Origin of the sequence: Hephaestia mangrovi (assembly GCF_019880555.1) — a bacterium.
Taxonomy (GTDB): Bacteria; Pseudomonadota; Alphaproteobacteria; order Sphingomonadales; family Sphingomonadaceae; genus Sphingomonas; species Sphingomonas mangrovi.
Window position 1 is genome coordinate 342,418 of the sequence record NZ_JAINVU010000001.1, and the last position, 15,604, is coordinate 358,021.

Sequence of the window (15,604 nt, forward strand, 5' to 3'; positions counted from 1 at the left end):
CGCTTCAGCCAAGCTTGCCGAGCAGGTCCAGCATTTCGTCCGGAATCGCCTCGTTGACGGTCTTTTGGTAGACCGAACGGAGCGCCGCCCCCATGTCCTTGTCCTTGCCGCCTTGCTTGGTCTGTTCTGCCGTTTTCCGCTTCGGCTCTGTCGATGACTTTCGATCCGAAGGCAACGTCGTCCCCCTCAAGGCGGCCGGTAAAGGACCGGCGTTAATCCATAAACGAACGGCCGTGCTGCGCGCCCGATTCCGGGAGCGCATACAACCCGTGACGAAATGATGAAACCAAAGATCGTCTCGTTGGTTCCCGCGAATGTCGCGAAATTGATCACTTTCAGCCGCGATGAAGCGAACGACGTTGCATTGGGGGGATGGCGATCCCACTAAGGCACAGGTTCTTTGAGGAGATTACGCCGATCATGTCGCTGGGACAGCAGCTTGCACCGCACCTTCCCTTCCTGCGCCGCTATGGCCGCGCGCTCACTGGCAGCCAGGCACATGGCGACAAATATGTCCGCGCGACGCTGGAGGCGATTGTCGCGGCTCCGGACGAGTTTCCTCGTGATGTCGACCCAAGGCTCGGCCTGTACCGGACGTTCCAGGCAATCTGGAATTCGGCCAATTACGAGGAACTGGACGAGGAGGTGATCGCCGATGCGCCCGACCAGGCCGAAGCGATCGCGCGTGCGCGCCTCGCGCGGATGACGCCGATGTCGCGGCAGGCCTTGCTGCTCACGGCGATGGAAGGATTCACGCCTGAAGACACCGGCTATCTGATCGACGTGGACAGTGGCGAGGTCGACGGCCTCGTCAAGGAAGCGCTCGCCGAGATCGAGAAGCAGACGCGCGCGCGCGTTCTGATTATCGAGGACGAGCCGATCATCGCGATGGACATCGAAACAATCGTCCGCGATCTTGGGCACGACGTTACCGGCGTCGCGGTCACTCGCGATGAAGCGGTTGCGCTGGCGATGGAGGATCGTCCCGGCCTGGTGCTTGCCGATATCCAACTCGCCGACGACAGTTCGGGGATCGATGCGGTCAAGGATATCCTGTCCAAGTTCAGCGTGCCGGTGATTTTCATCACCGCTTTCCCCGAGCGCCTGCTCACTGGAGAACGGCCCGAGCCGACCTTCCTGATCACCAAGCCGTTCCAGCGCTCCACGGTCAAAGCGGCGATCAGCCAGGCGCTGTTTTTCGATCAGGCTACGGTGCCCGCGGCCTGATCGATTCCCCGGTGCGCTACTGATACGGACCCAAAACGGTTCTCGGGTGTTTGACTCGGCATGGCTGACGATGACAAACCGATACACGTGGAGGCGGAGGAAGCGCGCGCCGGGGCAACGCCGCACATGACGCGCTACATTCTCGGCATCTCGCTCATCCTGATCATCGCGATCTACGCTTTTCTGGTGCTGCGCTGAGCGCCGTGGCTCCGGCGACCGTCGCTGGAAAAGCGTTCCTACCTCGCCTATGTTCGGCGCACGCCCGTGCGCCGGGCCGGCCCAATCGAACGGACCTGCATGACCGATTCCCGCCCGCGTGACGACGATCAGCCCGGTACGGGTGAGCACGTTGCGCTGCCCGACGATGAGTTCAAGCAGCAGCTTGCGCAGGTGATTCCGCATCTGCGCGCTTTCGGCCGGTCGCTATCGGGCAATCGCGATCTCGCCGATGATCTGGTCCAGGAAACGCTGATGAAGGCCTGGGCGGCGCGCAAGCGGTTTCAGGCCGGCACCAACATGCGTGCCTGGACCTTCATCATCCTTCGCAACCTCTATCTCAGCCAGATGCGTCGCGCGCGCTTCAAAGGCGAATGGGATGATCTCGTCGCTGATCGCGTATTGGCCGCGCCTGCGAGCCAGGATCGCCATGTCGAACTCGGCGACATGCAGCGCGCGTTGCTGCAATTGCCGCAGCCGCAGCGCGAGGCACTGATTCTGGTCGGTGCCGGCGGTTTCGCTTACGAAGAGGCGGCGGAAATCTGCGGCGTCGCGGTAGGCACGATCAAAAGCCGCGTGGCGCGAGGGCGCGTGGCGCTCGACGCGATATTGTCGGGTGGCGATCTATCGTCGCGCCGCGAGCATAGCCTCGAAGACGGCAAGACCGCGCTGGATACGATCATGGGCGAAGTCGACGATCTCAGCCGCGATCGATGACGCCGGGTTCAGCCGTGCTCAGCGCTGTCCATCCTGCGAAGCAACCGGATCATGTCGGCGGGCAGCCCGCAATCGCGATCGAATGCGTTGCGCAAGGCGCCGCCCACGGCATCGGATGCACGCGGACGCTCGACGGCAATGCCCCTGGAGGTTTTTGCCTTTGCATTCGAGACGGGCAGCGCAGTCATGACCGTAAAAACGACCGAATTCGTGATTTGTTGCTTGGTAGCATCATGATTCGACCGCGCGGAGCTGGGTCGGCCGCATGAAAGGCACAGTATCTAGCGGCAAAATTATTGATGCGGTCTCTCGCGCGTGTTCTTTTTCTCCATTTCTCCGTCAGTTGTTCGACAGTGAGGCCGATCTTGCGGAAATCCTCGGTTCGGGCGCCTGGCCCGGTCTCGATTTGGCTGGCGAGGCTGATGGCGCGACCGTTGCCGCCCGGCTCAGGATTGAACGCAGGCGTCTCGCCCTGCTCGTCGCGATTGGCGATCTCGCCGGCATACTCGATCTCACTCAGGTGACGGCGGCGCTCACCGCATTCGCGGACCGCGCGCTTGACACCGCAATCGCGACCGCGATCGCCGAACGCTATCCCGATGCTGAGCCGCGTGGTTTCGCCGCGATCGCGCTCGGCAAGCAGGGTGGACGCGAGCTCAATTATTCGTCGGACATCGACCCCATCCTGATCTTCGATCCGAAGACCGTGCCGCACCGCCAGCGCGAGGAGCCGGGGGAGGCGGCGGTGCGCATTGCCCGCCGCGTCGTCGAATTGCTCCAGGCTCGCGATGGCGACGGCTATGTGTTCCGCGTCGATCTCAGATTGCGGCCTGCCCCGGAAGTGACGCCGATCGCCCTGCCGATCGATGCCGCGCTCAGCCATTATGAATCGCAAGCCGTCGCCTGGGAGCGCGCCGCCTTCATCCGGGCTCGCGCCGCTGCCGGCGACCGTGCGCTCGGCGAACGTTTTCTCGATGGCGTGCGGCCATTCGTATGGCGCCGCGCGCTCGACTTCGGCGCGATCGGCGAGATTCGCGCGATGTCTCGCCTGATCCGTGACCATCATGCCCAAGGCCAGGCGTTCGGCCCGGGCTATGATTTGAAGCGCGGTCGCGGCGGCATTCGCGAGATAGAGTTCTTCGCCCAGATCCATCAGTTGATCCACGGTGGCCGCGATCCGGCATTGCGCGTGCCGGGCACGCGCGACGCTTTGGCGGCGCTTGCCGCGGCCGGCTGGATCGATGGCGACACTGGCGTCGACCTTGCCGAAGCCTACACGTTGCTGCGCACGATCGAGCATCGCGTCCAGATGATCGATGACCGGCAAACCCATGCACTGCCCGCCGATGCGGCGCTGAACGCCGTAGCCGGGTTGCACGGCCTCGATGGCGGCGCGGCGCTGCTCGACCTGCTTCGGCCGCACGTCGAATGCGTCGGTAGGATTTACGATTCGCTCGAGGCTGAGGACAGCGAAGTCTTGCCGCTCGATGCGACCCGGCTCGGCGAGACGGTCGGCGGGTTGGGGTATCGCGACGCCGGCGAGGCCGTGCGCCGGATCGAGCGCTGGCGCACCGGGCGTTATCCCGCATTGCGCAGTCCTGCTGCGCGGCGGGCGCTCGAAGATGCCTTGCCGGCGATGGTCGCGGCGCTCGGGCGTGCGGCGGATCCCGATGCGGCGCTCGCCCGGTTCGATCAGATCCTCGGTCGCCTGCCCAGCGCGATCAACTTCTTCCGTCTGCTCGAAGCGCAGCCCGTTCTTGCCCGGCTGCTCGGCGACATCCTGTGTCATGCGCCGCCGCTTGCGGAGGCGCTCGGGCGGCGGCCCGAACTGTTCGACGGGCTGCTCGATGCCAGTGCATTCGATCCGGTCGGCACCGTGGCAGCGATCGAAGCCGAGATGCGCCGCGGTGTGCTTCATGACGATTACCAGGGATTGCTCGATCACGTCCGGGGCGTGGTCGGTGAGAAGCGTTTTGCGCTCGGCGCGCAGATCGTCGCGGGAACCAGTGATCCGCTTGATGTCGCCGCGGGCTATGCTCGCGTCGCCGAGGCGGCGGTCGGGCTGCTCGGGGAAGCGACCGTTGCCGATTTTGCCTATCGCCATGGCCGCGTTCCCGGCAGCGAGTTGGTGATCCTCGCGCTCGGCCGTCTCGGCGGCGGCGCGCTCACCCACGCGTCGGATCTCGATCTCATCTACCTGTTCACCGGCGATTACACGGCCGAATCCGATGGTGAGAAGCCGCTCGGCGCGGTGCTCTATTACAACCGGCTCGCGCAGCGTCTGTCCGCGGCACTGTCGGTGCCGACGGCCTCCGGCCCGCTCTACGAGATCGATACGCGCTTGCGTCCCTCGGGCAATCAGGGGCCGCTGGTCGTCTCGCTGGACGGGTTCGCCCGCTATCAGCACGAAGAGGCCTGGACATGGGAACATATGGCGCTGACACGCGCACGGCCGGTGTTCGGGTCGGTGCAGGCGCGTACGGCGGTACAGGCGGTGATTGACGACGTGCTGGGCGGCAATCGCCCAGACCGCGATATCTTCGCGGATGCGGTCGCGATGCGCGCGGAGATGGCCGCGCACAAGCCGCCGCAAGGGCCGATCGACGCCAAGCTGGCGCCGGGCGGTCTCGTCGATCTCGAATTCGCCGTTCACGTTGCGCAACTCGTTCATTGCACGGGCTTCGATCCGCGTCTCGACCGGGCGATCGCATTGCTTGCCACCGACCGGCTGGTGCCGGAATCTCTGGCGCCGGCATATACCTATCTCACGCGGTTGCTCGTCACCGCCCGGTTGCTTGCGCCCGAAGGCGAGCCGCCGGCAGCCGCCACGCGCGATCTGATCGCGCGCGCGGTTGGCGTCGAGGGATGGGACGGGGTGGTTGCCACGCTCGATGCGACGCGGCAGGACGTGCTCGCTGCCTGGAAAGCCGTTGGAGGAAGAAATGATTGCTGAAGGTGATGCGCTGCCCGATCTCGAGCTGACGCTGCCCGACGGCGGGCCATTGCGGCTCGGCACCTACACCGGGGCGCCGTTCGTCCTCTATTTCTATCCCAAGGATGATACGTCCGGCTGCACGCGCGAAGCGCAGGATTTCAGCGATCGGATCGAGGCCTTCAAGGGCGCCGGCGCCGCCGTGCTCGGCGTATCGAAAGACACGCCGGCGAAGCATCGCAAGTTCATCGAGAAATATGATCTCGCCGTGCCGCTCGCATCCGACGAGGACGGCGCGGTGATCGAGGCTCTCGGCTCATGGGTCGAGAAATCGATGTATGGCCGCAAATATATGGGGATCGACCGGTCGACCTTCCTGTTCGACGCATCGGGCAAATTGGTGCGCATCTGGCGCAAGGTGAAGGTGCCCGGCCATGCCGACCAAGTGCTCGAAGCGGTGCGTGCGCTGCCCCGCTGAGCATCGAATCGGTCCCGCAACGACCCGCCTATAGCCGCGAATTTCCCGCCTCGGGAAGCGCTTGAACGCTCGACTCGCCGCAACTGCTGCGCGACTCGACGCGTATCGCGGCGCCTTTCCTTGCCCTGCCGGCCATTCGACGCTCAAAACACCCTCGTTCCGCGGAGCGGAGGGGCTGCCCGTCGGGATCTGTGAAGTTTCATGAAAATCATGCGGGCACGCAACCGTGCCCGTTCGGGTCGCCGGGGTGAAATGAAAAGACTTTCTGACGTTATCAACGCGCCGTCGTTCGCTCGATTCCGGCGCTTCTTCGATTCCCGCGATATTATCTTCCATAACGGTCGAGACATGAAGCGCTTGACGCTGGGCAGCACCAGTCAGGTGGCGATTGCCGGTGTCGCGGCGCTGGCGCTGGGCTTTACCGCTTATGGCGTCGGCCAGGCCGGGCGCGGTGTCGCCGAGGCCGCCGGCCTGATCGCGCCGAGCACGCCCGCGGGCAAGGTCGCGCGCATGGAGGCCGAGGTCGCGGCGATGCAGGCCAAGGTCAAGACGATCCAGATCGCGGCCAAGGCTCATGCGGCGACGATCGAGCAGCGTCAGGCGATTCTCGCCGGCGTGCTAAGCGGCAAGTTGAGCCCGGATCAGATCGCGTTGCACATGCCGGTCGGTCAACCGGCGCCGGCTGTCGCCGCGGATGCGATCGCGCCGTTCCGCGCCGCCGAGCACAAGCAGATGCAGCTTGCCGCCAGGGCGCAGCAACTCGCACAACAGCATTATCTCGATACCGTGGCGAAGCTGCGCAAGCTGGGCATCGATCCGTCGCGCCTGCTGGGCGGCAAGGATGAGGCGATGGGTGGGCCTTACGAGCCGGCTGCGACCGCCGACGCCTCTCCGGCGGCGGCGGCGGACGCACAATTCCGTTCGCTGTTCGCGAGCTGGAAGAAGCTCGATTCGCTTGAGCACAGCGTGATCGCGATCCCCTCGATCCATCCGATCCACGAAGCCAAGCTCATCTTCTCGAGCTATTTCGGCGTCCGTACCGATCCGTTCAACGGCACCGCGGCGATGCACGCCGGGGTTGATATGCCCGGCGCAGTCGGGACACCGGTATATGCCACCGCCGACGGCATCGTCGATCGTGCCGGCCGCGCCGGCGGATATGGCAATCTTGTCGAGATCGATCACGGCAAGGGCATCCAGACGCGGTACGGCCACCTGTCGAAGATTCTCGTCAGTGCGAACGAGCGGGTGAAGCGGGGCGAGGAAATCGGCCTGATGGGCTCGACCGGGCGTTCAACGGGCAGCCACCTCCATTATGAGGTGCGGATCGATGGCCGGGCGGTCAATCCGATCCCGTTCTTGCAGACCGCCAATTATCTGGTTGCGATGCAGAATCAGGCGACGGTGCAGACGGCATCGGCGACGACGACCAAGGCACCGAGCATTCCCGAAACCGAAGACTGATCCACGACGGTTGTCGCGTCGCCCGGCGCACCCTATTTCACCGTCTATGGCCGTTCCTGCTTCAGATATCGCGCTGACTCCAGCCGCCGCCGCTCGCGTTTCGGCTATCGCCGAGCGCCAGGGAAAGCCGCCGATGTTGCGGCTGGCGGTCGAGGGAGGGGGCTGTTCGGGCTTCCAATATCGCTTCGGGCTCGCTGAGAATATCGATGCGGACGATGCGGTTGCCGAAACAGACGGCGTCAAGCTCGTCGTCGATTCGATGAGCCTCGATCTGGTGCGTGGCGCCCAGGTCGATTTCGTCGAATCACTGGGCGGCGCGGCGTTTCGCGTTGAAAATCCCAATGCTGCGTCCGGCTGCGGCTGCGGTTCGAGTTTCTCCGTCTGAGCGGCCGTGCTACCCCGCGCTGACCAGTCAGCCGGGAACAGCGCGTGAAGATCGTCACCTATAACGTCAATGGCATCAAGGCGCGGTTGCCGCGCCTCCTCGAATATCTCGCCGAACAGCAGCCCGACATCGTCTGCCTTCAGGAATTGAAGTCGAGCGACGAGACTTTTCCCGAAACAGATATCCGCGATGCCGGCTACGGTGCCGTATGGCATGGGCAGAAGGGCTTCAACGGTGTTGCGGTGCTTGCCAGGGACGCCGATCCGGTCGAGCGTCAGCGTGGGCTCGCCGGCGATCCCGAGGACGCGCACAGCCGCTATCTCGAAGTCGATGTCGACGGACTCACCGTCGCGTCGATCTATTTGCCCAATGGCAATCCGCAGCCGGGGCCCAAGTTCGATTACAAACTGGCCTGGATGGATCGGCTGCGCGACCGCGCGCTGGCGCTGCTCGCCGAGGAGCGACCGGCGGTGCTTGCCGGCGACTATAACGTCATTCCGAATGACGATGACACCTTCTCGGTCCGGGCGATGCAGGATGATGCGTTGATGCAGCCCGAGAGCCGGGCGCGGTATCGCGCGCTGATGGCGCAGGGGTGGACCGATGCGCTGCGCACGCGCCATCCCGGCGGCGGCGTGTGGACCTTCTGGGATTATCAGGCGGGTGCCTGGCAGCGCGATGCGGGCTTCCGGATCGATCATCTGCTGCTCAGCCCGCAGGCTGCCGACCGGCTGGTCGATGCCGGGGTCGACAAGGACTATCGCGGCCGGGAAAAGGCCAGCGACCATGCGCCGACCTGGGTGCGGCTGCGCTGAGCGTCAATCGATGATCCAGGTGTGGTTCTCCTCGATCATCGATTCGACGGGGCGGCCGTTGGCGTCGAGCGACGGGCGGAAGCGGAATCGGCGGACGATGAGATCGCAGGTTGCGTCGTCGAGCTCGGCATTGCCGCTCGAATGTTCGATCTCGCAATCGGTGACGCGGCCGCGCGGCGAGACGACGTAGAGCACGCCGACGCGGCCCTGGATGCCGGCTGCGAACAAGTCTCGCGGATAATCGCGCTTGCTGATGCTGCCGGCGATCTGGCGAGGGGGCGTGCCGCCGCCCCCGCCGCTGCCATTGCCTTCCCCGCCGCTGCCCGCGCCGTTGCCGATGCCGCCGGCGCCGGTGCCGGGGCCGGGGATCGCGGCGTTGCCGCTGGTCGCGTCGGCGCCGGTGGCGGGCTGGGGCGTGGTGACCAGCGGCGGCGGGGTGACGATCGGGATGACGGGCTTGGGGGCGGCGAGATCGGTGGCATGGGACTTGAGGTTGGGTGGAGCGGCGGCGCCCTCCCGGTGCGGGGACGGGGCGGGGCGTTCGGCAGGTGGCGGGGGTGGTGGCGGGGGCGCCGGCGGGGTGACGTCGAAAGAGGCGAGCAGCGATTGCGGGGTGGCGACGATGCGGACGGTGAGGCCGGCGAGGAGGGCGTAGCCCATCGCCAGCACCAGCGCGGCGGTGATGGTCGCGGCGCCGAAGCGCTCGGCGGAGGAGGGGCGGCGGCGACGCATCAGCCGGGCATGGATCAGTAGCCGGCTTCGAGATCGACGGTGTTGGCGAGCGGCCGGCCGGCGCGGAAGGCGGCGAGGTTTTCGAGGAACAAGGCGGCGGCGCGCTGGAACATCCTGGTCTGGCTGCGGCCCGAGAGGTGCATCGAGTGGATCGCGTTGGCGGCGGCCCACAAAGGATCATCGGCCGGCAGCGGCTCGGGATCGACGGTATCGAGGAAGGCGCCGGCGATGCGGCGGGCCTCGAGCGCGGCGATCAGCGCGGGCTTGTCGATCATGTCGCCGCGGGCGATGTTGACGAGCCAGGCCGAGGATTTCATCGCGGCCAGCTCGTCGGCGCCGATCAGCGCCCGGGTCTGATCGGTCGAGGGCGCGGCGAGGACGATCCAGTCGAACCCGGCGAGGCGGGCGCGCCACTGGTCCGGCGTCAGCGTGCCGTCGCGGCCCGAGCGAGTGACGCCGGTAACCTCGACATCGAACGCGGCGAGGCGATCGCCGATCATGCGGCCGATCGTGCCATAGCCGATGATCAGCGCCGCGGTGCCGGCCAGCTCGACGCGGCCGGGCGGGGCCATCGTCCATTCGCGGCGATCGGCGAGGCGGACGACCTCATCGAACCTCTTGGCGGCGACCAGCATCCCCATCACCGCATATTCGGCGACCGCGATGGCGTTGATGCCGGTGCCGTTGGTGACCGTGACGCCGCGGCGGCGGAGCAGATCGAGCGGGAAGGCATCGAGCCCGGCATAAATGGTCGAGAGCCATTCGAGCCGTTCGCCCTTCGCCGCGATCTCCCCGGCAAGCGCCGAGCGTTGCTGATCGACCCAGGCGATCTCGGCATCGACCACCATCGCCGCCGCTTCCTCCGGCGAGGTGAACCAGGCGATTTCGAGATCGCCGGGCAGATGCTGTTCGAGCAGCGGACGGGCGAGGGCGGGGAGAACGGCTTTCATCGTCTGGATCAATTCCCTTCGCGGCGGATCGATCCAGACGATATAGGGCCGGCTCAGGGGATGCCAGCGAGCTCAATCATGGCGAAAATAAGGCAAAAGTCATCGAAGGTCACGGCTCCACGCGCGCGCGCCTGAGCGCATGGGGGCGGGCGTGGCGGCGCGCGGCGGCCTCCTCTGCGCGGCGACCAGGCTCCGGGCGGAGCGGCAGCGGCAGGCCGGCGCCATCGCAGGGAACATGGCCGAAACCGTCGAGATGCTTCTCAAGCTCTAGCCGGGCGCGATCGAGCGTGCGATCGCGGCCGGCATCCTCTGCATTCTGCGGCCCGAAATGCTGCGGATCGACACGGCGCAACAGGAACATCAGCAAATGATCGGACGGCCGCCGCGTCTCGCCGACCAGCTCGCCATTCTTCCACATCTGCTGCGGCGTGCCCTCGATCGCGCGCTCATAGGCAAGATCGACAAGGGCGTCGACCGCGATGCGCATCGCCTTCTTCCACGCGGCATGGAAATGACGGCCGAGCGGATGGCGGCGCAGGCGATAGGCCGAGCGCACCGACATGCCCACCTCGGCACAAGCGCGCGTCACCTGGCCGCAATCGGCGAGCACGATGATGAAGCGGCGCTGGCGCTCGATCGTCCAGCCGTCATGGCGCGGCGCGAGCGCGGCGGGGGTGAAGACGATGCCGTCCGCATCGACGGTTTCGCTCATTGAATTTGCTCCCGAGGTTTGCAGAAGCGCATTTATATAACCATATCGGTTCGTGTAGGAAAGCGGATTCCGCCGCGACGAATGAGCGATGCGGCTGTTCAAGCGGCGCCTGGTGCGGACGATCGAGCGGCGCTTGCGGTGGAAATCGGCAGGTGCGGGCAGCATCGCACAGGGCTATAGGAGAGCGACACGGTTTTGACGGGGGCAGCGATGCGGAACAACGAGCGGAACGACATGCGGGGCCCGGCGCGAATGGCCGACCGGCGGACGATCATCGGCGCCGGCGCGCTGCTGGCCGGCGCCGGCGCGGTGCCGGCACTGGCCGAGGCGCAGCAGGGCGCGGCGAGCGGCGGCGGCCCGGCCTATACCCCGCAATTCGAGCCGCAGGACGCGTGGCTCGACGATTCCGCCAAGCGCCACCGCATGGTGCTGGACACGACCAGCGCCGACGCGGCGGCGAGCGCGCTATTCTATGCCGACAATTTCTACACCGCGAACCACAGCGCCTACGGCATCGCCCCGCAGGCGCTGGGCGTGGCGATCGTGCTGCGCCACATGTCCACCCCGTTCGGGTTCAACGATGCGATGTGGAAAAAATATGGGGCGCTGATCGCCGCGCAACTGAAGCTGGAAGGCGCGCGGGCGATCGCGGCGACGACGGGCAATCCGCTGCTCTCCGCCGCCAAGGACGACAAGGACGCGGTGACGATCGCCGCGTTGGCGGCAAAGGGCGCGCGGTTCGCGGTGTGCGGCATGGCGACGCACGGGCTGGCGATGGGGCTGGCCAAGAAAACCGGCGCCAAGGCCGAGGACGTGGAGAAGGAGTTGCGCGCCAATTTGGCGCCCGGCGCGCTGATGGTCGCGGCCGGCGTGGTGGCGATCAACCGCGCGCAGGAGCATGGCTATGCGTTCATGTATGTCGCGGAGTGAGGGGGCACAGGGCGGCTTGCCGCGCCATTCGTAGCGCTTGCCCTGAATGGTCATGCCGGACGTGTTCCGGCATCCGACGTGCGGCAAGATCAATGCCTTGACGATGTGCGGCACGTTGGACCCCGGAACACGTCCGGGGTGACGGTGACGGGGGAACTGGCGCCGGGGGCGTCGCAAATGTCGTCATGCTGAACTCGGTTCAGCATCCATGGTGCAACGGTAGCGACAGGCGTGCGGCCGGGGTGGCGCCATGGACCCTGAAACGAGTTCAGGGTGACGATTTTTGGGCGAAGGGGGCGCGCCCCTAGAACTGGCGTTCAGCGCGGCAAGCTATTGAGGGGGAACGGAGATCGGTCAATGGGAGTCTCAGGATAGGAAGCACGATTCCGGTTACGCCGCATCTTTTGTCTCGCGCGGAGCTTCTTGGAAGGTCTGAAAGTCTATTTTAACCGATGTTGATAATATCTCGACCAACGCTTTCATCTCAGGCGGAATTTCGGAACTCCGCATCTCTTTGCATAACCCTTGCGCGGTAATTGAAACACCAAATCTCTTATGCGTTTTGTCGGATATACGACCTATGAAAGCCTTGCCGGACGCCAAATCTTTAATTTCAAATCCAGAATCGATCTTCCGGTTAACGATCTCCTCTGCTCTCCGGTAAGCCGTCTTCGGTTCTATACGTTTAGCAGAAGCCTTTTGGACAACGTCGCTGTATGATAATATCACGTCAGTCTTTAGATCGCGCTCGATTTCAGATATTATATCTATAATCTGATCATCAGATACGTCGTCATTATCATTTTGTCTATTTATATAACGAGTTATTATTTTCGGCTGAATAAAATAGTTTTCTATTTCTTTCTTTTTCCATATTTTTAGAAGCAAATTGGCAGATATAGCTTTATTTAGATATTCATCACGCTGCTCTGATAGCATGAAGTCGCTGTCTAAAAGAAGGGCGGTTTGAACACTTCCCCCAGAGGCTTCGTCCAAAGCCTTTGCAACTCCTATGGCGTGTTGCCAGTTTCCTTTTCCTTTGATCTCCTGAATGGCGATTGCAGCAAAATTGTCGAATACACGGCTGCCAAGTTTGTAGGCGACGTCTGTTAGAAATGACTTGTCGTCGCCTTCGACGAAGAGAAGTAATCCTCTCTGCGCCAGTTTAGATAACTGTATACTATGTATACTCCCCATGTTTTCGAGTGACCGCTGAATCTCCTCGGCGTTCCGCGCGGGTCTTGATGTTTTTTCCTGCTTTTTAATTACAATTACGCTTTCAAATGGAACATCACCTATTATTTCGGACGAATGTGTTGCTATAATCGCTTGCTTAAAGTTTAGATTTTCGATTACCTTGATAAGCTTTCTCTGCAGATCAGCATGCAAATAGACGTCTGGCTCGTCTAGGACGACTGTAGCGTCCTTGTTAACTCGCGATAAGAACCAAATAGTCTGCATCCAAGCTTGCAAGCCATGTCCGTGCCACGAAATTTCTGCGGGAAAGCGGTGTTCTCGTACTAATAATGAGAACTCATTTTGGTCTATCCCGTGGTCATTCTCAAAGTGTTCTATTTTTAACCCATGCCAAGTTTCTTCGAGTAGGGATTTAAATATCCTATATGCAGAGGGCATTTCCCAAAGCTGATTACGAAAATGACGGTAGGCTAAATAGCCATCCATGTATCGACGCAGCCGTTCCTTCGAAATAACTTTTTCGTGAGGAAGTAGAGACCCTATCGGCGGCATTACTTTGATATTGCCGAAAGAACGCTTTCCTAATTCCGACCTAGAATGAATAATCTTCCTCGATCCAACTCTGAGCTGGCAGAATACCTGGTCTGTCTCTTTCCCGATAAATATGTGAAGTTCACTATTGTTGGAGAGTTTAGCTACCAGAATAGCTGGAGAGTCGGAATCATAACCGTGCTGAACATTGGCAAAATCGAAGTCGATCGTTTCCAGCGAAGGTTTGAATCCAGCGCCTTGGCAATGTTGATCAAGCCACGGCGGACAGGGCGAAAATCCGGTGGTGAGCGCCCGCATCTGGCAAACGGATATGACTCGCAGAGCTTCTATCGTAGTGGTTTTTCCAGCATTATTCTGGCCGATAAGGATCGTTTCGCCACCGAACTCGATGCGGTGATCGGCAAATCCACGAAAATTTTGGAGTAAGAGGGCTCTAAGCAAATCTCACTCCGCCGCAATCCCTGCCTTCGAGAACATATCCCCGTCGCCATCCTCTTCCTCGTTGGCGGCAGCACCCGCGCCCTTCGCCTTCTGGCGCTTGTCGAAGCTGTCCCACACCTCGTTCCAGTTGCCGCGGGTCGCGGCCTTCGAATATTCCGTCGCGCGCTGTTCGAAGAAGTTGGCGTGCTCGACGCCGTTGAGCAGCGGCGCGAGCCAGGGCAGCGGGTGCTCGTCGATCATGAACATCGGCTTGAGGCCGAGCTGGCCCAGCCGCCAGTCGGCGATGTAGCGGATATACTTCTTGATCTCCTTGGGCGTCATGCCGGGGACGGGGCCCATCTCGAAGGCGAGATCGATGAACGCGTCCTCCAGCCGGACGGTCGTCTGGCACTGATCGAGGATGTCGTCCTTGACCGACTTGGTCAGGCAGTCGCGCTCCTTGGTGAAAGCGTGGAACAGGCGGATGATGCCCTCGCAGTGCAGGCTCTCGTCGCGGACCGACCAGCTGACGATCTGGCCCATGCCCTTCATCTTGTTGAAGCGCGGGAAGTTCATCAGCATCGCGAAGCTGGCGAAGAGCTGCAGGCCCTCGGTGAAGCCGCCGAACATCGCGAGCGTCTTGGCGATGTCCTCATCGGTGTCGACGCCGAACTTCTGCAGGTAATCGTGCTTGTCCTTCATCTCGGCATATTCGAGGAAGGCGCCGTATTCGCTCTCGGGCATGCCGATCGTATCGAGCAGGTGGCTGTAGGCGGCGATGTGCACCGTCTCCATGTTGGAGAAGGCGGCGAGCATCATCTTGATCTCGGTCGGCTTGAACACGCGGCCGTATTTCTCGTGGTAGCAATCCTGCACCTCGACATCGGCCTGGGTGAAGAAACGGAAGATCTGCGTCAGCAGGTTGCGCTCGTGCGGGGTGAGCTTCTGCGCCCAGTCGCGGCAATCCTCGCCCAGCGGCACTTCCTCGGGCATCCAGTGGATCTGCTGCTGGCGCTTCCAGAAATCATAGGCCCAGGGATATTCGAACGGCTTGTAGGTCTTGCGGGCTTCGGTGAGGGACATGGGGTTGGTCCTTACGATTTGATATCAAGATAGAGGTTGAGGGCGGAAAAAGCAGCCAGCGCTATGCCGAGCGCGCGGACGAGCCATATTCGGGATGGCGGTTTGTAGGTCTGCAGCGATCGCAGTTCGTCGAAATAGGCATCGGAGCCGCGCGCGAGGCGATCGGCCAATTTGCGCGCGTGCCGTTGCTGGGAACGCGCGATCCAGTGGCGGGTGCCGAACGCCATGAACAGGCCGGCGCCGATCAGGATGAGCCAGGAGAGCGCATCGACGGTCATTGTCCTGTCGCCCACCAGGCGGTCGCGAAGCCGCCGACGAACAGGGCCGCGCCGAACAGCATCGCGCCAAGGATGCGGCGGCGGTAGATCGCGGGCTCGTCGGCGCCAGGCGGCACGCGAAACACCAATGTAAGGCCGATCGCGGCGGCCGCCAGGGCGGGCACGTCGAACAGGGCGAGCGTGGTGGTCTTCATCACCGGCGATCCCGGTAGACGGTCTTGGTGACGACCTTGGTGCCGCCGCGATGCGCGCCGACGCCGAACACCATGATGCCGAGGAAATAGCCGAAATCGTACCAGCCGCCATTGTTGGGCACCGCGTAGATCGCGACGTCGGGCATGAACAGGCTGAGCAGCCAGGCGACCGGGAAGATGAAGCCGTGCCACAGGCCGAGCAGGAAGCCCGGCGTGTCGGGGGTGTGGGCGACGGCGCTCGATACCTGATGCGCGCAGGCGGCGAGCGCGGTCAGCGGGGACAGCGCAACCAAGCGGCGGGCAAGTCGTTTCATCTGCGAAC

At 63.2% G+C, this 15,604-nt stretch carries 19 protein-coding genes; 9 read left to right on the forward strand and 10 right to left on the reverse strand.

The window, feature by feature from the left end:
• Nucleotides 1–4: 4 nt before the first annotated feature.
• A complete protein-coding gene (locus K7G81_RS01565; RefSeq protein ID WP_255586472.1) occupies nucleotides 5–175 on the reverse strand; it encodes a NepR family anti-sigma factor in 171 nt (56 codons plus the stop codon).
• A 245-nt stretch (nucleotides 176–420) separates the two neighbouring features.
• On the opposite strand from K7G81_RS01565, the gene K7G81_RS01570 reads away from it, so the two are divergent.
• From K7G81_RS01570 to K7G81_RS01580, 3 genes are all read left to right on the forward strand, one after another.
• Nucleotides 421–1,227 carry a response regulator gene (locus K7G81_RS01570; RefSeq protein WP_223028982.1) on the forward strand — a complete coding sequence of 269 codons (807 nt, stop codon included), beginning with the start codon at nucleotides 421–423 and terminating at the stop codon, nucleotides 1,225–1,227.
• Nucleotides 1,228–1,287: 60 nt separating this feature from the next.
• Nucleotides 1,288–1,425, forward strand: coding sequence for a hypothetical protein (locus tag K7G81_RS01575; RefSeq protein ID WP_223028983.1), 138 nt, complete (start codon nucleotides 1,288–1,290; stop codon nucleotides 1,423–1,425).
• Between the two features lie 99 nt (nucleotides 1,426–1,524).
• Nucleotides 1,525–2,160 (forward strand): sigma-70 family RNA polymerase sigma factor, encoded by a 636-nt coding sequence (locus K7G81_RS01580; protein ID WP_223028984.1) that lies wholly within the window; start codon nucleotides 1,525–1,527, stop codon nucleotides 2,158–2,160.
• Between the two features lie 8 nt (nucleotides 2,161–2,168).
• Here K7G81_RS01580 and K7G81_RS01585 read toward each other — a convergent pair whose 3' ends face one another.
• On the reverse strand, nucleotides 2,169–2,348 hold the full coding sequence (locus K7G81_RS01585) for a hypothetical protein (protein WP_223028985.1): 180 nt from the start codon (nucleotides 2,346–2,348) through the stop codon (nucleotides 2,169–2,171).
• Nucleotides 2,349–2,425: 77 nt separating this feature from the next.
• Here K7G81_RS01585 and K7G81_RS01590 point away from each other — a divergent pair, with 77 nt between their 5' ends.
• The 5 genes from K7G81_RS01590 to xth all read left to right on the forward strand — a co-directional run bounded on the left by K7G81_RS01590 (nucleotide 2,426) and on the right by xth (nucleotide 8,234).
• Nucleotides 2,426–5,113 (forward strand): bifunctional [glutamine synthetase] adenylyltransferase/[glutamine synthetase]-adenylyl-L-tyrosine phosphorylase, encoded by a 2,688-nt coding sequence (locus tag K7G81_RS01590; protein ID WP_223028986.1) that lies wholly within the window; start codon nucleotides 2,426–2,428, stop codon nucleotides 5,111–5,113.
• Complete coding sequence (locus K7G81_RS01595; protein WP_223028987.1) at nucleotides 5,103–5,570, forward strand: peroxiredoxin; 468 nt, start codon at nucleotides 5,103–5,105, stop codon at nucleotides 5,568–5,570. The genes K7G81_RS01590 and K7G81_RS01595 overlap by 11 nt, the downstream gene beginning before the upstream one ends.
• 348 nt (nucleotides 5,571–5,918) lie before the next feature.
• Nucleotides 5,919–7,034, forward strand: a complete 1,116-nt coding sequence (locus tag K7G81_RS01600) for a M23 family metallopeptidase (protein ID WP_305038449.1) — start codon at nucleotides 5,919–5,921, stop codon at nucleotides 7,032–7,034.
• Between the two features lie 46 nt (nucleotides 7,035–7,080).
• Nucleotides 7,081–7,419: an iron-sulfur cluster insertion protein ErpA gene (gene erpA / locus K7G81_RS01605; protein WP_223028989.1), complete on the forward strand. Its 339-nt coding sequence runs from the start codon at nucleotides 7,081–7,083 to the stop codon at nucleotides 7,417–7,419.
• A 44-nt stretch (nucleotides 7,420–7,463) separates the two neighbouring features.
• Nucleotides 7,464–8,234, forward strand: a complete 771-nt coding sequence (gene xth, locus K7G81_RS01610; RefSeq protein WP_223028990.1) for an exodeoxyribonuclease III — start codon at nucleotides 7,464–7,466, stop codon at nucleotides 8,232–8,234.
• A 3-nt stretch (nucleotides 8,235–8,237) separates the two neighbouring features.
• Here xth and K7G81_RS17945 read toward each other — a convergent pair whose 3' ends face one another.
• The 3 genes from K7G81_RS17945 to K7G81_RS01625 form a co-directional block, all read right to left on the reverse strand.
• Complete coding sequence (locus K7G81_RS17945) at nucleotides 8,238–8,966, reverse strand: energy transducer TonB (RefSeq protein ID WP_305038450.1); 729 nt, start codon at nucleotides 8,964–8,966, stop codon at nucleotides 8,238–8,240.
• 14 nt (nucleotides 8,967–8,980) lie between these two features.
• A complete protein-coding gene (locus tag K7G81_RS01620; RefSeq protein ID WP_223028991.1) occupies nucleotides 8,981–9,916 on the reverse strand; it encodes a D-2-hydroxyacid dehydrogenase in 936 nt (311 codons plus the stop codon).
• Nucleotides 9,917–10,025: 109 nt separating this feature from the next.
• A complete protein-coding gene (locus tag K7G81_RS01625; protein ID WP_223028992.1) occupies nucleotides 10,026–10,628 on the reverse strand; it encodes a hypothetical protein in 603 nt (200 codons plus the stop codon).
• A gap of 234 nt (nucleotides 10,629–10,862) precedes the next feature.
• On the opposite strand from K7G81_RS01625, the gene K7G81_RS01630 reads away from it, so the two are divergent.
• Complete coding sequence (locus K7G81_RS01630; RefSeq protein WP_223028993.1) at nucleotides 10,863–11,558, forward strand: hypothetical protein; 696 nt, start codon at nucleotides 10,863–10,865, stop codon at nucleotides 11,556–11,558.
• A 390-nt stretch (nucleotides 11,559–11,948) separates the two neighbouring features.
• Here the strand turns inward: K7G81_RS01630 and K7G81_RS01635 are convergent, their stop codons facing one another.
• The 5 genes from K7G81_RS01635 to K7G81_RS01655 are packed head-to-tail and all read right to left on the reverse strand — an operon-like array spanning nucleotide 11,949 to nucleotide 15,596.
• On the reverse strand, nucleotides 11,949–13,748 hold the full coding sequence (locus tag K7G81_RS01635) for an ATP-dependent nuclease (RefSeq protein ID WP_223028994.1): 1,800 nt from the start codon (nucleotides 13,746–13,748) through the stop codon (nucleotides 11,949–11,951).
• A 3-nt stretch (nucleotides 13,749–13,751) separates the two neighbouring features.
• A complete protein-coding gene (locus K7G81_RS01640; RefSeq protein WP_223028995.1) occupies nucleotides 13,752–14,810 on the reverse strand; it encodes a ribonucleotide-diphosphate reductase subunit beta in 1,059 nt (352 codons plus the stop codon).
• 11 nt (nucleotides 14,811–14,821) lie between these two features.
• The gene (locus K7G81_RS01645) at nucleotides 14,822–15,088 is read right to left on the reverse strand and encodes a hypothetical protein (protein ID WP_223028996.1); all 267 of its coding nucleotides are present in this window, start codon (nucleotides 15,086–15,088) and stop codon (nucleotides 14,822–14,824) included.
• Nucleotides 15,085–15,282: a hypothetical protein gene (locus tag K7G81_RS01650; RefSeq protein WP_223028997.1), complete on the reverse strand. Its 198-nt coding sequence runs from the start codon at nucleotides 15,280–15,282 to the stop codon at nucleotides 15,085–15,087. The genes K7G81_RS01645 and K7G81_RS01650 overlap by 4 nt, the downstream gene beginning before the upstream one ends.
• The gene (locus K7G81_RS01655) at nucleotides 15,282–15,596 is read right to left on the reverse strand and encodes a hypothetical protein (protein WP_223028998.1); all 315 of its coding nucleotides are present in this window, start codon (nucleotides 15,594–15,596) and stop codon (nucleotides 15,282–15,284) included. The genes K7G81_RS01650 and K7G81_RS01655 overlap by 1 nt, the downstream gene beginning before the upstream one ends.
• Nucleotides 15,597–15,604 lie beyond the last annotated feature (8 nt).

Coding starts and splice junctions, on each gene's coding strand:
- K7G81_RS01645 (WP_223028996.1), bottom strand. CDS start 15,088: ATGACCGTCGATGCGCTCTCCTGGCTCATCCTGATCGGCGCCGGCCTG.
- K7G81_RS01580 (WP_223028984.1), top strand. CDS start 1,525: ATGACCGATTCCCGCCCGCGTGACGACGATCAGCCCGGTACGGGTGAG.
- K7G81_RS01570 (WP_223028982.1), top strand. CDS start 421: ATGTCGCTGGGACAGCAGCTTGCACCGCACCTTCCCTTCCTGCGCCGC.
- K7G81_RS01595 (WP_223028987.1), top strand. CDS start 5,103: ATGATTGCTGAAGGTGATGCGCTGCCCGATCTCGAGCTGACGCTGCCC.
- K7G81_RS17945 (WP_305038450.1), bottom strand. CDS start 8,966: ATGCGTCGCCGCCGCCCCTCCTCCGCCGAGCGCTTCGGCGCCGCGACC.
- K7G81_RS01625 (WP_223028992.1), bottom strand. CDS start 10,628: ATGAGCGAAACCGTCGATGCGGACGGCATCGTCTTCACCCCCGCCGCG.
- K7G81_RS01590 (WP_223028986.1), top strand. CDS start 2,426: ATGAAAGGCACAGTATCTAGCGGCAAAATTATTGATGCGGTCTCTCGC.
- K7G81_RS01655 (WP_223028998.1), bottom strand. CDS start 15,596: ATGAAACGACTTGCCCGCCGCTTGGTTGCGCTGTCCCCGCTGACCGCG.
- K7G81_RS01575 (WP_223028983.1), top strand. CDS start 1,288: ATGGCTGACGATGACAAACCGATACACGTGGAGGCGGAGGAAGCGCGC.
- K7G81_RS01600 (WP_305038449.1), top strand. CDS start 5,919: ATGAAGCGCTTGACGCTGGGCAGCACCAGTCAGGTGGCGATTGCCGGT.
- K7G81_RS01650 (WP_223028997.1), bottom strand. CDS start 15,282: ATGAAGACCACCACGCTCGCCCTGTTCGACGTGCCCGCCCTGGCGGCC.
- K7G81_RS01630 (WP_223028993.1), top strand. CDS start 10,863: ATGCGGGGCCCGGCGCGAATGGCCGACCGGCGGACGATCATCGGCGCC.
- K7G81_RS01620 (WP_223028991.1), bottom strand. CDS start 9,916: ATGAAAGCCGTTCTCCCCGCCCTCGCCCGTCCGCTGCTCGAACAGCAT.
- K7G81_RS01640 (WP_223028995.1), bottom strand. CDS start 14,810: ATGTCCCTCACCGAAGCCCGCAAGACCTACAAGCCGTTCGAATATCCC.
- K7G81_RS01585 (WP_223028985.1), bottom strand. CDS start 2,348: ATGACTGCGCTGCCCGTCTCGAATGCAAAGGCAAAAACCTCCAGGGGC.
- erpA (WP_223028989.1), top strand. CDS start 7,081: ATGGCCGTTCCTGCTTCAGATATCGCGCTGACTCCAGCCGCCGCCGCT.